Below are 13,577 nucleotides of genomic sequence, written 5' to 3'. Positions count from 1 at the left end.
GTGGTTTTATTTTAGAGCCACATAAAATAGGCGAATCCGCCAATCACTGCAATACAGAATAAGTTCAGAATTAAGCCGACTTTTGCCATATCAATTTGTTTAACGTGCCCTGTCGAGAAAACAATGGCATTAGGTGGCGTTGCGATAGGAAGCATAAAGGCACAGCTGGCACCGCAGGCAATAATTGCCGCAAGTGCAATCGGCGGTAGAGCCATAGATTGTGCAACGGAAATAACAATAGGAATAATTAATGCGGCACTTGCCGTATTAGAGGTAAATTCCGTTAAAAAGATAATGAAACCGGCAATCGCAAAGCATAGTACCCAAAGCGGTTTCTCCTGTACAAATTGTACGATAGTATCCGCCATAATTTTACTCGCCCCTGAATCTTTCATCACAATGCTGAGGGTTAAGCCGCCGCCAAAGAGTAAAAGCACGCCCCATTCTACACGCTCTTGAATTTCTTTCCAGCGGGCAACCCCAGAAATGCAAATTAAAATAACGACGAGTAGGGCAATGACCGTATCGAAATTTTCAATGTTTTTCGGGAGTGCTAAGAATTGACTGATCAAGGGGTTAATCACCGATCCAAACAATAATAAAATGGTCATAAAAATAAAAATGCCAAGGGTAAGTATATTTTTCTGATTGAGTTCCACTTTTTCGATTGACGGTGAAAAATCGACCGAAAAATCAGGACGTAACACAACCCATAATGCAAAAATCATAGATGGAATTAAGAGCAGCATCACCGGAAATCCATAGGCTAACCATTCGGTAAACGTAACCTGAATTTGAGAGGCTAAAATGGCATTAGGGGCACTGCCGACAAGCGTTCCGATACCACCAATATTTGCACTAAATGCCATTCCGAGTAATACGAAACAATAGAGGCGATAATTTTTCTGAGCATTAATGCCTTTTAGCATACCCATCGTCAGAGGTAACATCATTGCGGCAACGGCGGTATTATTTATCCACATAGAAAGAAAAATTGTTACACCGAACAGATAGGCGACGGATAACTTTAAATTACCTTTCGCCAAGCGGATAATGTAGTTAGCGATAATTTTGTCGAGATTTTGGATTTGTAGAACCGCAGCAACAACAAATCCGCCAAAAAACATATAAATAATCGGTGTGGAAAACGGTGCTAAGGCTTTTTGTGTATTAATCAACCCCAAACCAATGGCTACGATCGGCACCATAAGGGAGGTTACAGTAATATTAAATGCCTCGGTCAGCCATAAAATCCCGACAAAAACCAGCAAAGCAAGACCACGATTTTCTTGTGGGGAGAAGGGTAGAATCTTAATTAAAACAAGTATTAGCATAAAATCTAAGGCGAGTATAATTAAACCTTTATATTTGGAAAAATATGTTGTTTTTTGCATTGTATAACCTCCATTATGAAGTTTTTTGTTATTAAATTGTATATTTCCCAATTAGGCTTTTAACAGAGTTTATAATTTAGATCAAATGATTTTAACAAATAACGGCAGGTTAAAAGGTTGGGTAAAAAATAAAAAATTTTGATGTTGTAAATAATCTTATAAAAAGTTTAACGGATAAAAATGTAATTTCTTAATCAAGAAAGTCAGTTAGGCGAAATGGTGAGAGAAAAAATAGTTAAGATGATGTGAAAGTCTCTTCGATAAGGAAATATTTAACAAAAAAAGAGCGGTCAATTTTTTATGTGAATTTGTAAAATTGTCCAACGTTATGTTAAAACGCACAAAATAAAAAAATCTATACAAAATAGAGGCGTTGAATACGTATTCTAAATTCACTGCCCGATAGTCGGCAGTATTGCCGTTAAACGTAACAATACGTTTACAAAGCAAAATTTTATTCCTTAGGGTAACGTCTGGATAAATCCGCTCGTATCAAAGCACGTTTAGGCGGTTAATTTTTATTGAGTAAAAAAGCTGGGGAAATCCCGAGCCTTTTTGTTTTCAATATGATAGTGATGAGCACCAATATTAACCAAACACGCGATTTAAATGCGCTTTGTAATCAGCGATGTATTTCGGCACATCAGGTGATTTAATCACATCATTACATATAAATGTCGGTAAGCGCTCGGTCATGCCAATAAACTCATTGGCTTTGTGGAAATGTAAATAAACCCCGTCCACACCTTGTGCTTCAAAGAAATCCCCTTCACGGCTAAAGGCTTCAATCGGCGCATTCCAAGTGAGCTACAACATATGTTTTTTACCGCCCAATAAACCGCCTGTGCCGTATCCCTCTGTCGGATTAACACGGTGACGACCGTCGCTTTGATATAATTTGCCGTGTCCTGCGGTAAATACTTCGTCAATGTATTTTTTTACTGTCCAAGGTTCGCCCATCCACCAGCCGGGCATTTGCCAAATTACCGCGTCCATCCATAAAAATTTTTCGATTTCCGTCGTAATCTCATAGCCCTGCTCAATGACAGTTTCTTGCACTTGATGCCCCAAGTTTGCCAATACTTCGCGTGCCGTGGCGTGCAGGGTATGGTTTAATTGCCCGTTAGAATGACCAAAGGTTTTTCCACCGTCTAATAATAAAATGTTCATTTTGCTCTCCTGATAGGTTTAATAATAGCTTAAGTGGTTAGATTTTTCGATTGTTTGGCGTTGGCACAATGCCCAATATATCCAATTTTAGATATCGCCGACATTGTGCCAAAATTTCGCTAAAACTAACCGCACTTTTAGTCGTTAGAATGCATATTTTACATTCATTCCAACATTAAAATTGCGTTTTAGTGCCGGTTCGTAATAGCGGCCGTTGGCGTCATTGATAACCACATTGGCATAATCTTTATCAAATAGATTATTGACACGTAAGTGGTGATCAATCTGCCAGTTGCCTTTTTCCCACAAGTAGCCCGCATAAGTTCCCACTACGGTGTAGCTTGGGGCGTATTCGCTATTCGCGTTATTGACCGCTACTCTGCCGTGATAACGGGCATCTGCACCTATGCGCCAGCCTTGTTGGTCGTGCCAGCCAAGGCTTGCGTAGACATTATGCTTCGCTACGCCGGCAATACGATTTCCTTGGCGAATATTCGCTCCGACAGTTTGGCGGAAACGAGCGTCCACAAAAGTATAGCTTAATTGCATTTTTAAATCTTGCCAAAGCGTACCACTCCAAGCCAATTCCGCACCTTGACGACGGGTTTTGCCGGCATTACGGAAGGTTGCCCGACCGCCCATGGTACCTGCCGAAACAATGTCATCTTTACTGTCGGTACGGTAAAGTGCCATTGTCAGTATTCCATCGCCCAAGCCTTTTTTCAGCCCGATTTCATAATTATCTGTAGTAAGCGGTTTGAGGTCGAAATTCAAGCCGGATTGCCCGTCCGGACGATAAGAATGTGCCTGTTTCAAAGCCACGGCTGTAAGAGGCATAGAGATTGGTATCTGCCAGCCCCTGCCAACTTAGCCCGATACTTGGCAGCCATTTTTCATCTTTTTTGCGCCCGCTGTCATCGCCGTTGCGTAGATAGTGATCCTTCGATTTAAATGTAGTCGTGCTGTATCGCAAGCCACTGTGAAAACCCAATTCGGCAAGAATGCCCATTGTGTTTGCACATAGGGCTCGATGTTGTAAATTTTATTGGTTTCATCACGGCGTAACGCACCTTTTACCTCATTGATCGTGCCGTTAAAATTTTCATAGCCTTTACGTTTATCTTGCATATAGTCGAATGCAAGACCTGTGATCACATTAAAGTTGTCGGTAAAATCGTGCTGTAAATACACATCCGTACCGGCATAATAGCGGGTGAAGTCAATCACGCCGCCAGCGTGCCCGGCGTTACGGATTTGGGTAATGCGGGGAATGGGCAAATACTGTTCAAGACTGCGTTCACCAAGGTAGGCGGTTAAATTCAAACGATTTTTTCATCTAATTTTTGGCGATAACTCAAGCCAAGTTGAGTTTGACGCACGTTTTTGCGTGCATTAAACATTTCAAGATTGGTCGCAACTTGATTACGGTTTGCTTTCCATTGTTCGTAGCTTAATGCTCCTGGATCTTATGCTTTAATATCGCTATGGTTGAAAGTAATGTCCACTTCCGCTTGGTTTTCCGTTGTCCAATCCGCTTTGAAATTCACCTGATTTTTGCGTGCGGCGCTGTGATCCCGCTCACCTTCCGTTGTGAAACGATTAACGCTCAATACATACGCCGGTACATATTTATTGTCGCCACCACCTTGTGCTTTGAAACTATAATGCCATGTACCGTTACTCTCGCCGTCCACACTGGTTTCAATGCTCGGTGGGTTTTGTCCTTTTTGGCTGTGTACTAAAATTGTGCCTGCCGAAGAATTGCCGTAAAGCGATGAAAAAGGGCCTTTAAGTATTTCAATGCGTCCGAGGGAATTAAGATCGATATGACTGGTTACCCCTTGACCGTCCGGCATGGTGGCGGGAATGCCGTCCACATATAACTGTACGCCGCCCCCCCCCATACGAGAACCGCGCGTGGAAAGATTAATATCTTGTGCATAATTATGCCGATCCACGGCAACCAAACCGGCAATGCCTTGCAAAGCTTCGCTTAAGCTGACATTCATTCCGCTTTTTTGGCGCACATCCTCTCCTTCGATTACATCAATGGAAGCAGGGGTACTAAAAGGGTTCATTTCTGCTCGAACAGCGGTTACGGTAATTTCATCTAATGTTGTTTCATTGTTGGCAAAACTATTGACTGCGCTAGAGGCAATCAATGTTGCGATAACCGTTTTCTTCATTTAAAAGAAAGGCATCTTTAACGATGCCTTGAAATATTTACAAATTTTGGTCGAGAACAGACCGTTTATAAGAGTTAGGATTATTTACCGGTGTATTCAAACACGACAATAGCGCCTTTATTTTGCATTTCGGTGTTCGGCTTGCCGTTTTTACCTAAACCATAACCAACCGCATCGGTCGCCACATAGATTTTGCGTGTATCCGGACTGATTACCGCATTACGGTAACGGTTATCGGTTTTGAAGTGTTTGCTGAAATCGCCTTGCACTTGTTCCGATTTGCCGTCTAATTTAACACGATAAATCGCACCGCTCTTTAAGGTGGTGATTAACAAGGAATTTTGCCACTCTTTGATCGCCCCGTCTTTCGGGTAGTAAATAATGCTTGACGGCGCAATGGTCGGCCAGCATAAGAATAATATAAAACGGTACGTTTTCCGCTTTTTGGATCGATTTTAACAATATTTTTGCCTTGACGATCGGTAATCCAAAGTCGGTTATCCTTCCCAAAGTATTTCTCAAGAGCTTTCCAAGCCATCGACTAACACTGTTGCGTTAAACGATTCGGCAATATCCACTTTATTGTCGGCTTTCGTATAAAGATTGCTACTAGTAACCGATAATATGTAAGCAAGTGTTGTTTTTTTTTATTAAATCTCCTAATAAGATTATGGTTGATAAAATCGTCGAGTAAAAGTGCGTTCGGAAAATCCAACGAATTTGGGATATTGAATTTACCGACCGACTAAAATGAAAAATGTCATTTTAGTGATTTTAAAGGGCTTGGCAAGAAGGGCTATAAATGAGCGGTAATCACCGCTCATTGAGGCTTTGCCGTCTTACGCCATGCTAAGTTCCATTGGTACTTCCATCAACAAAATTTCAGCATCGTCTGTTGCTTCCACGTTGAAGTTCTCAACATCCCAAACGCCTAAGCCATCACGTTCGGAAAGATCGAAACCAGCTACTTTTGCGGTACCTTTAATGACGAAGACATAGACACCATTTTTCGTGTCGTTTAAGCGGTATTCTTTCTTTGTACCTTTGTCAAATTTTGCCAAGTTGAACCATGCATTTTGGTGAATCCATACCCCTTCATCGTCTGCATTTGGCGATAAAATTTGTTGGAAATCGTTTGGTTTTGCGCCCTCCGCAATACTTATTTGTTGATAACGCGGTGTCACATTACGTTTATTTGGGAACACCCAAATTTGTAAAAATTTCACCGGTATATCCGCATTTGGATTCATTTCGCTATGGGTAATACCTGTACCGGCAGACATCACTTGAATATCGCCGTGATGAATGACACTGCCGTTACCCATATTATCGTGTGGGTGTGTACCAAAACCGCGTCCGCCCTAGACAAAGTCATCATTGATTACACGTAATGCACCGAAGTGAATACGATCAGGATCGTAATAATTGGCGAAACTAAACGTATGACGGCTTTTTAACCAGCTGTGATCTGCGTTACCATGAGAATTTGCTGAATGAAATACAGTTTTCATAGATACTCCTTAACTTTTTAAAATAAGCTACACATTGCTGTGCGTTCTTGATGTGGCGTATGCTACGCTTTCTTAAAAAAGAAAAAGACGATCTTTGTTAAAAGATTATTTACTAAGAGTGAATAATTGAAAGGGTTAGTATTTTAATGATTACGATCATTTAGAATATAAAAAGAGCCGGCAAAACCGGCTCTTTTAGCTATCATCTTAATTAAAGATCGAAATCGCCAAAATCTTTGGTATCCACTTTAGAATCAATCTGACCCACAAGATAAGAGCTCACTTCGACTTCTTGTGGTGCCACTTGTACGTTATCGGAAACCAACCAAGCATTGATCCAAGGGATTGGGTTGGAACGTGCTTGGAACGGCAATGGTAAGCCAACCGCCTGCATACGGATGTTGGTGATATATTCTACATATTGAACCAAAATATCTTTGTTTAAGCCGATCATTGAACCGTCTTTAAACAAATAATCCGCCCATTCTTTTTCCTGTTCCGCCGCAGCAAGGAATAAATCATAGGCTTCCTGTTTGCATTCTTCAGCAATTTCCGCCATTTCAGGATCATCCTGACCCGCCGCCATAATGTTTAAAATATGCTGTGTCCCAGTTAGGTGTAGCGCTTCGTCACGGGCGATAAATTTAATAATTTTTGCGTTACCTTCCATTAATTGGCGTTCCGCAAAAGCAAAAGAGCAGGCAAAAGACACATAGAAACGGATCGCTTCAAGGGCATTTACGCTCATTAAGCAAAGATAAAGCTGTCTTTTGAGGTTACGTAAGGTAACGACACATTCTTTGCCATCTACCGTGTAAGTGCCTTCTCCGTATAAACTATAAAGTTGGCTATCACGGATTAAATCATCATAGTAAGAAGAAATATCTCGTGCACGTTTGATAATTTCTTCGTTGGTGACGATATCATCAAAGACGATAGACGGATCATTCACAATATTACGAATAATATGGGTGTAAGAACGGCTGTGAATGGTTTCAGAGAACGTCCATGTTTCAATCCAAGTTTCCAATTCCGGAATGGATACCAATGGCAATAATGCCACATTCGGGCTACGACCTTGGATAGAATCCAGCAAGGTTTGATATTTTAAGTTACTGATGAAAATATGTTTTTCATGTTCCGGCAACGCAGCGTAATCGATACGATCTTGCGACACATCCACTTCTTCCGGACGCCAGAAGAAAGACAGTTGTTTTTCAATGAGCTTTTCAAAAGTCTCATATTTTTGTTGATCGTAACGTGCCACGTTTACATTTTGACCAAAGAACATAGGCTCTTTGAGTTGGTCGTTTTTGGTTTGTGAGAAAGTGGTATATGCCATTTGGGTTTCCTCTGTTTTTTAAAAAAATGCGGTCGATTTTAACCGCACTTTTAAAGGTTTGATTAATTAGATTTTACACGCCCCACCTGCGCAACCATCATCAAGATCTTCTTGGGCATCTTCAGCGCCGTCGCGGGTGTTTTGGTAGTAAAGGGTTTTTAAGCCGTACTTGTAAGCGGTTAATAAGTCTTTTAATAGTACTTTCATTGGGACTTTACTGTCTTCAAAACGTTTTGGATCGTAGTTAGTGTTTGCGGAAATCGCTTGATCCACGAATTTTTGCATAATACCGACTAAGTGGAGATAGCCGTCATTGTTTGGGATATCCCACAGCAATTCGTAATTGTCGCTTAAGTTTTCGTAATCCGGCACCACTTGTTTTAAGATCCCGTCTTTTGAGGCTTTCACGCTGACATGACCGCGCGGCGGCTCAATACCATTGGTGGCGTTAGAAATCTGTGATGACGTTTCTGACGGCATTAGTGCGGTGAGGGTCGAGTTACGTAAGCCGAATTCTTGAATATCTTTACGCAAACTTTCCCAATCGTAGTGCAACGGCTCTTGTGTGAGCGAGTCCAAATCTTTTTTATAGGTATCAATCGGTAAAATACCTTGTGAGTAGGTGGTTTGATTGAAATATTCGCAGGCACCTTGTTCTTTGGCTAAATTCATTGAAGCTTTCAATAAATAATATTGAATCGCTTCAAAAGTGCGGTGGGTTAAGTCATTCGCACTGCCATCAGAGTAACGTACGCCATTTTTCGCTAAGTAATAGGCATAGTTAATTACACCAATACCGAGAGAACGACGGGCAAGGGAACTGCGTTTTGCTGCGGCAACAGGGTAGTCTTGATAATCTAATAAGGCGTCTAATGCACGAACGGCAAGATTTGCTAATTCTTCCAATTCATCAAGATTTTCAATTTTGCCTAAGTTAAATGCGGAAAGAGTACAAAGGGCAATCTCACCGTTTTCATCATGAATATGATTCAATGGTTTGGTTGGTAAGGCAATTTCTAAGCATAAGTTAGATTGGCGTACCGGTGCCACTTGCGGATCAAATGGTGAATGCGTATTACAGTGATCCACATTTTGAATGTAGATACGACCGGTTGAGGCGCGTTCTTGCATTAACAAAGAGAAAATTTCAACCGCTTTAACGGAACGCTTACGAATGCTCGGATCTTGCTCGTATTTGAGGTAAAGTTCTTCAAATTTCTCTTGATCGGCAAAGAAGGCTTCGTAAAGTCCCGGTACATCGGAAGGACTGAATAAGGTAATATCACCGCCCTTAATTAAGCGTTGATACATTAATTTATTTAATTGCACACCGTAGTCCATGTGGCGCACACGGTTATCTTCCACACCACGGTTATTTTTCAATACCAATAGGCTTTCAGCCTCTAAATGCCATAACGGGTAGTAAACCGTTGCCGCACCGCCACGCACACCGCCTTGTGAACAAGATTTTACCGCCGTTTGGAAATACTTATAGAACGGAATACAACCGGTATGGAAAGCCTCACCGCCACGAATTTCACTGCCCAGGGCACGAATTGCACCGGCATTAATCCCGATTCCCGCCCGTTGGGAAACATATTTCACAATGGCAGAAGCGGTGGCATTGATGGAATCCAAGCTGTCGCCACATTCAATTAATACGCAAGAACTGAACTGACGAGTTGGCGTTCTTACCCCCGCCATAATTGGGGTCGGCAAGGAAATTTTAAATGTAGAAGTCGCATCGTAGAAACGCTTGATATAGTCCAAGCGGGTCTCTTGCGGATATTTTGAAAACAAACTCGCCGCGACCAATAAATACAGGAATTGTGCAGATTCGTAAATCTCACCAGTTACACGGTTTTGTACTAAATATTTCCCTTCCAGTTGTTTTACTGCCGCATAAGAAAAGGTCATATCACGCCAGTGATCGATAAAACCGTCCATTTCATCCCATTCTTCACGGGTGTAATCGTCTAAAAGAGCATGATCATATTTGCCCATGCGCACGAGTTTTTTGACGTGATCATATAAACGGGGCGGATCGAAATGACCGTAAGCTTTTTTGCGCAAATGGAAAATCGCTAAACGAGCAGCAAGATATTGATAATCCGGAGTATCTTTACTAATTAAATCTGCCGCAGCTTTGATGATGGTTTCGTGAATATCGGAAGTACGAATGCCTTCGTAAAACTGAATATGTGAACGTAACTCCACTTGAGAGACGGAAACATTTTCTAATCCTTCTGCCGCCCAAGTAATCACTCGGTGAATTTTATCAAGATTGATTTGTTCTTGCGAACCATCACGCTTGGTAACCTTTAAACTCTTGTTCATGAATACGACCCCTGCAATTGCTATGATATGTTTTTGAACACAATATATAGTGTTATAAAAATAATGATGCACAAGATAATGTGTTTTTTAGGTCAGATCAAGCAATAAATTTTTTGTTAAAACGATTGACAAAAAATTTGTTATTAAAAAACAAATACTTTTTTGATAATTGTAAAGATATGAATTTTTTCTTGAAAAAATACAAAAAGTGCGGTCGAAAATTGCCTTGTTTTTGACCGCACTTTGATGAATAAAATGATTTATTTTAGGAAGATTAGTTTAAATATTTGAATACTTTAACGACTTTTTGCACGCCGCTGATTTTGCTGGCGATCTCGGCGGCGGCATCCGCTTGTGATTGGGTGACATTGCCGAGTAAGAATACTTCGCCGTTTTCGGTGATCACTTTGACATCCGTCGATTTCACACGATCATCAATCAACATTTTGGATTTAACTTGCGTGGTGATCCAACTGTCTTTGCTAATTTGCCCGATAGTGATTTTAGCGCCGACTCGTAATTCATTATAGACATCGGTGACGCCATCTACACCTTTTGCCAGACTAGTGGCGGTTTCCTTTGTACTCTCACTCGGTACTTGACCGATTAACAATACGCGCGCACTGTAAGAGATGGCATTTACACGTGCTTCAGATTTGATTTGTTCATCTTTGTCTAGGGCATTTTCTACCTTAAATTCAAGGGTTTCATCATCTACCTGTGTACCCATTGTACGCGGATCCGTTGCCACTTTTGTGCCTGCTGCGGCACCGCCCAGTACTGCGGCGACACAGCCTTGTAACAGAACGGAGGCGCTTATAATAAATGCCAGTTTTTTAAATGAGGTTAGTTTCATTTTCTCTCTCCTTTATTTAAATGAATCAGTTAGTTAGTCAAATAAATGGTGAAATAGTTTAGGAGCCGGCCCCTAATGATAATCGGCATTCTATCAAACTCTTGGAAATAGTGTTTGATCAATCAATTCGCAAAGCGCATTAATCACAAATAAATGATTTTCTAAAATACGGCTTTCTTTATTGGTGGGAATGGAAATTTCCAAATCTTGTTCTGCTAATAGACCTTGAATAGCATCATTATTTGAACCAGTTAAAGCAATGACATTAATTTCTTTACTCACCGCATTGGCTATGGTGTTTAGTACGGCTTTTTCCACGCCAAGCGGAGCAAACGCAATAAGTAAATCGCCGGGTTTTGCCATGGCGTTAAATTGATGTTGATAGAGATTTTCCGGTGAATGATCGAAAACTAATGAAGATCCGACCGCACTTTCCAGACTCAGCAGTACGGAGGGAAAGCTTGGTCTTTCAATGTCATAGCGGTTAAGCAGGTTGGACACTAAAAATTGTGCGTTGGCATAAGAGCGTGCAATGCCGCAAGCAATGACTTTATTGCCGCCAAGTAAGCATTGAATGACCTTTTGGCTTGCATTGGCAATATTTTCTGTGAGTAAACTGGAGGCGGAAATTTGAATTTGAATACTTTCGCTATAAATGTCTTTAACTTGTTGTAACATAATTGAAAATAAAATTAGTCGAGAAAATTAGGAATCCATTGAATATCTTGTGTAGTTTTGCCGAAAGCGACGAGATCAAAACGGCAATCGGCATCTTCTAAGCTAAGATTATGATTGGCAAGCCACAGATTGGCGGCATCAAGCCATTTTTGTTGTTTGTTCCAATCAACACTCTCGATAGCCGAGCCAAAGTGCGCATTTGAACGTTGTCGTACTTCTACAAACACAATCGTTTGTCCGTCTTGCATAATAAGATCTAATTCGCCACATTTGAAATACTGATTTGCTGCAATAAAATTCAGCCCTTTTGATTCCAAAAAAAGGCGGGCTTGATGCTCAAAGCCCGCTCCTTGTTGACGTTTTAACGAAAACATATTAGTTGGCTACCGGTATCACTTGACCGTCTTGATATTGGAACCAAGTCATATCGCGCTCTACATTACAGTTTGGCCCTGCACTTAAGATGCCGGTTAAACCGCTTAATTGATAGCCCGGTACTTGGCGTAATTCATTGAAATGATTGATTAACAACCACGCATCCGAACCCATGGCATACAAACGCATTAGCTGATATTCACCACCGGTTGAGCCCGCCACTTTTTGATATTGTGCCGATGTAGATTCTTTGAAAAACGGAATATCGCTAAATTGTACGCCGTTCATTTGCGCTACATATTCGGCAGAATTGCTTGCCGCATTAGAACGTGAACTTGCGTAGATTTTTAAATTTGGTGCGCTATTTGCAAGATAACCTTTGATCTCCGCCAATTCATCAGGGGCTGCAATAGTATAAAGTGCGGTTGAATTTGTACCGTTTTCTTGCAGGAAATAAGGTACGTCAGCCGGTAAATTATAATAGCGAATATTGGCATCCGTTGAGGCTAATTGCTGCCAACGAACATTAAAGGCATTACCGACACGCTGACCTAGCTCATTTTGCGGCATCGCAACAACGGGGTGGCGTATTCCGTCATTCCACATTTTGGTTGCGGCCGATTCGGCTTCATCTTCCGGCGATAAACCGTAGTAGCACATTTGGTTAATGGCACGGGTATTCTGTGTTGAGTTTAAGGCTAATACATCAATTCCTTGCACTGATACAGGGTTATTAATGACCGCATCCACATTTTGTTTTAAAAGCGGCCCTACTAAGGCTTTCACACCGGCTTGTTTGGCTTGTGCGATAATCTCGTCAATGGAATAAGTCGATGAATCAAAAATTTGCACCGGAATGGTGGAATTTCCTTTGGCATCATTAAAACCAGATAGAATAGTATTACCTAAAATTTGCCCGTCTCCGCTAATCGGCAAGATTAAACCGATTTGCGCAAGATTGGTTTGTTGAAAGTTCAACAGGCTTTGTAATTCTTTTGGAAAGAGAGTGGCGGCGGCATGGTTTGGATAAGCGCTTTTCCACTGTTGTAGGGCTTGGCTTAACTGCACAGGCTGACGAATATTGTCGTTATAGGCTTTAATTAAAGTAAGCCAACCGCCTAATGCCACACTGCCGTCATCCGGTGCATTGTTGATCACCCCCGTATTTGCCGAACGCAGTAACGCCCAAGTTTTATCTACGTTGCTTTGGCGGCGTTGTACATCGGTGAGATTGCTATCCATTTTGATCCGTGCTTTTACTGCCTCAATCACATCTTTACGGTTTTCAAAAATGGCAGCCTGCGTTTCATAATAACGGGATTTTTGCGAGGCGCTCAGCTTATTTAAGTCAATTAAATGCAATTGGCTTTCCGCTACTTCATTTGCGCCTTTCGCAGCAGAGAGACGGGCTTCAATTAATGAGCGGTCAAGTTTTTGTGCCTCATTTAATTCGCCTAATTCAGATAATATTGCCTCGGATTGGGCGATTTTATTCTCTGTGATGAATGCGCGCGCAGCGAGTAATTTATAGGTTTCTTTATCTTCAACACTTTGGGTTTGTTCCAATTTGTTCATATAAAATTCAGAACTGGCGTTGGCATCACGTTGAAGTGTTTCGGTGAAGCTGCTGCCGAATAAATTGGAACAGCCGGCTAACGCCACGGATAATAAAATTGGCATTAAACGTTTTTTAAAACCTGTGCCTTGTAATAGAATAGACATATTCGC

Annotated in this window: 13 protein-coding genes and 2 pseudogenes; all 15 read right to left on the bottom strand. The window is 41.3% G+C overall.

Going from position 1 to position 13,577, the window contains the following annotated elements; translation table 11 throughout:
* Positions 1-11: 11 nt before the first annotated feature.
* Entirely contained in the window at positions 12-1,394 is a 1,383-nt protein-coding gene (locus PNEUHYL_RS07295; RefSeq protein WP_059366643.1) for an SLC13 family permease, read from the bottom strand.
* Between the two features lie 588 nt (positions 1,395-1,982).
* Positions 1,983-2,564: pseudogene (locus tag PNEUHYL_RS07290) on the bottom strand (NAD(P)H-dependent oxidoreductase).
* A gap of 144 nt (positions 2,565-2,708) precedes the next feature.
* Positions 2,709-3,537, bottom strand: a pseudogene (locus PNEUHYL_RS13585) (TonB-dependent receptor domain-containing protein).
* Positions 3,432-3,887 carry a hypothetical protein gene (locus tag PNEUHYL_RS13750; protein ID WP_059366639.1) on the bottom strand — a complete coding sequence of 152 codons (456 nt, stop codon included), beginning with the start codon at positions 3,885-3,887 and terminating at the stop codon, positions 3,432-3,434. Before PNEUHYL_RS13750 ends, PNEUHYL_RS13585 begins: the two are co-directional and overlap by 106 nt.
* Before the next feature lie 143 nt (positions 3,888-4,030).
* Positions 4,031-4,750 carry a TonB-dependent receptor plug domain-containing protein gene (locus PNEUHYL_RS07280; protein WP_059366637.1) on the bottom strand — a complete coding sequence of 240 codons (720 nt, stop codon included), beginning with the start codon at positions 4,748-4,750 and terminating at the stop codon, positions 4,031-4,033.
* Positions 4,751-4,830: 80 nt separating this feature from the next.
* Positions 4,831-5,106 carry a PQQ-dependent sugar dehydrogenase gene (locus PNEUHYL_RS07275; protein ID WP_237184495.1) on the bottom strand — a complete coding sequence of 92 codons (276 nt, stop codon included), beginning with the start codon at positions 5,104-5,106 and terminating at the stop codon, positions 4,831-4,833.
* The gene (locus tag PNEUHYL_RS07270; protein WP_059366634.1) at positions 5,079-5,288 is read right to left on the bottom strand and encodes a hypothetical protein; all 210 of its coding nucleotides are present in this window, start codon (positions 5,286-5,288) and stop codon (positions 5,079-5,081) included. Before PNEUHYL_RS07270 ends, PNEUHYL_RS07275 begins: the two co-directional genes overlap by 28 nt.
* 301 nt (positions 5,289-5,589) lie before the next feature.
* Complete coding sequence (locus tag PNEUHYL_RS07265; RefSeq protein ID WP_237184465.1) at positions 5,590-6,075, bottom strand: pirin family protein; 486 nt, start codon at positions 6,073-6,075, stop codon at positions 5,590-5,592.
* Between the two features lie 36 nt (positions 6,076-6,111).
* Entirely contained in the window at positions 6,112-6,261 is a 150-nt protein-coding gene (locus PNEUHYL_RS13745) for a cupin domain-containing protein (RefSeq protein ID WP_239690351.1), read from the bottom strand.
* Positions 6,262-6,472: 211 nt separating this feature from the next.
* Positions 6,473-7,603, bottom strand: coding sequence for a class Ia ribonucleoside-diphosphate reductase subunit beta (gene nrdB, locus PNEUHYL_RS07260; RefSeq protein ID WP_059366632.1), 1,131 nt, complete (start codon positions 7,601-7,603; stop codon positions 6,473-6,475).
* A gap of 66 nt (positions 7,604-7,669) precedes the next feature.
* Entirely contained in the window at positions 7,670-9,940 is a 2,271-nt protein-coding gene (gene nrdA, locus PNEUHYL_RS07255; RefSeq protein WP_059366630.1) for a class 1a ribonucleoside-diphosphate reductase subunit alpha, read from the bottom strand.
* Between the two features lie 274 nt (positions 9,941-10,214).
* The gene (gene dolP, locus PNEUHYL_RS07250) at positions 10,215-10,796 is read right to left on the bottom strand and encodes a division/outer membrane stress-associated lipid-binding lipoprotein (protein WP_059366629.1); all 582 of its coding nucleotides are present in this window, start codon (positions 10,794-10,796) and stop codon (positions 10,215-10,217) included.
* A gap of 93 nt (positions 10,797-10,889) precedes the next feature.
* Complete coding sequence (locus PNEUHYL_RS07245; protein ID WP_059366627.1) at positions 10,890-11,474, bottom strand: D-sedoheptulose-7-phosphate isomerase; 585 nt, start codon at positions 11,472-11,474, stop codon at positions 10,890-10,892.
* Positions 11,475-11,488: 14 nt separating this feature from the next.
* Positions 11,489-11,848 (bottom strand): YraN family protein, encoded by a 360-nt coding sequence (locus PNEUHYL_RS07240; protein ID WP_059366625.1) that lies wholly within the window; start codon positions 11,846-11,848, stop codon positions 11,489-11,491.
* A gap of 1 nt (position 11,849) precedes the next feature.
* Positions 11,850-13,571, bottom strand: a complete 1,722-nt coding sequence (locus PNEUHYL_RS07235; protein ID WP_059366623.1) for a penicillin-binding protein activator — start codon at positions 13,569-13,571, stop codon at positions 11,850-11,852.
* Between the last annotated feature and the right edge of the window lie 6 nt (positions 13,572-13,577).

The sequence above is a fragment of the Rodentibacter caecimuris genome (assembly GCF_001019715.1).
In the GTDB taxonomy this organism is placed as follows: Bacteria; Pseudomonadota; Gammaproteobacteria; order Enterobacterales; family Pasteurellaceae; genus Rodentibacter; species Rodentibacter caecimuris.
Note: the sequence above shows the minus strand (reverse complement) of the source record. Positions and strands in the feature narration are given on the sequence as shown.

Excerpts from the sequence above, each read along its gene's own strand:
- PNEUHYL_RS07280 (WP_059366637.1), bottom strand. The coding sequence starts at position 4,750 with ATGAAGAAAACGGTTATCGCAACATTGATTGCCTCTAGCGCAGTCAAT.
- PNEUHYL_RS07235 (WP_059366623.1), bottom strand. The coding sequence starts at position 13,571 with ATGTCTATTCTATTACAAGGCACAGGTTTTAAAAAACGTTTAATGCCA.
- nrdB (WP_059366632.1), bottom strand. The coding sequence starts at position 7,603 with ATGGCATATACCACTTTCTCACAAACCAAAAACGACCAACTCAAAGAG.
- PNEUHYL_RS13745 (WP_239690351.1), bottom strand. The coding sequence starts at position 6,261 with ATGAAAACTGTATTTCATTCAGCAAATTCTCATGGTAACGCAGATCAC.
- PNEUHYL_RS07240 (WP_059366625.1), bottom strand. The coding sequence starts at position 11,848 with ATGTTTTCGTTAAAACGTCAACAAGGAGCGGGCTTTGAGCATCAAGCC.
- PNEUHYL_RS07295 (WP_059366643.1), bottom strand. The coding sequence starts at position 1,394 with ATGCAAAAAACAACATATTTTTCCAAATATAAAGGTTTAATTATACTC.
- nrdA (WP_059366630.1), bottom strand. The coding sequence starts at position 9,940 with ATGAACAAGAGTTTAAAGGTTACCAAGCGTGATGGTTCGCAAGAACAA.
- PNEUHYL_RS07270 (WP_059366634.1), bottom strand. The coding sequence starts at position 5,288 with ATGGCTTGGAAAGCTCTTGAGAAATACTTTGGGAAGGATAACCGACTT.
- dolP (WP_059366629.1), bottom strand. The coding sequence starts at position 10,796 with ATGAAACTAACCTCATTTAAAAAACTGGCATTTATTATAAGCGCCTCC.
- PNEUHYL_RS07245 (WP_059366627.1), bottom strand. The coding sequence starts at position 11,474 with ATGTTACAACAAGTTAAAGACATTTATAGCGAAAGTATTCAAATTCAA.
- PNEUHYL_RS07265 (WP_237184465.1), bottom strand. The coding sequence starts at position 6,075 with ATGGGTAACGGCAGTGTCATTCATCACGGCGATATTCAAGTGATGTCT.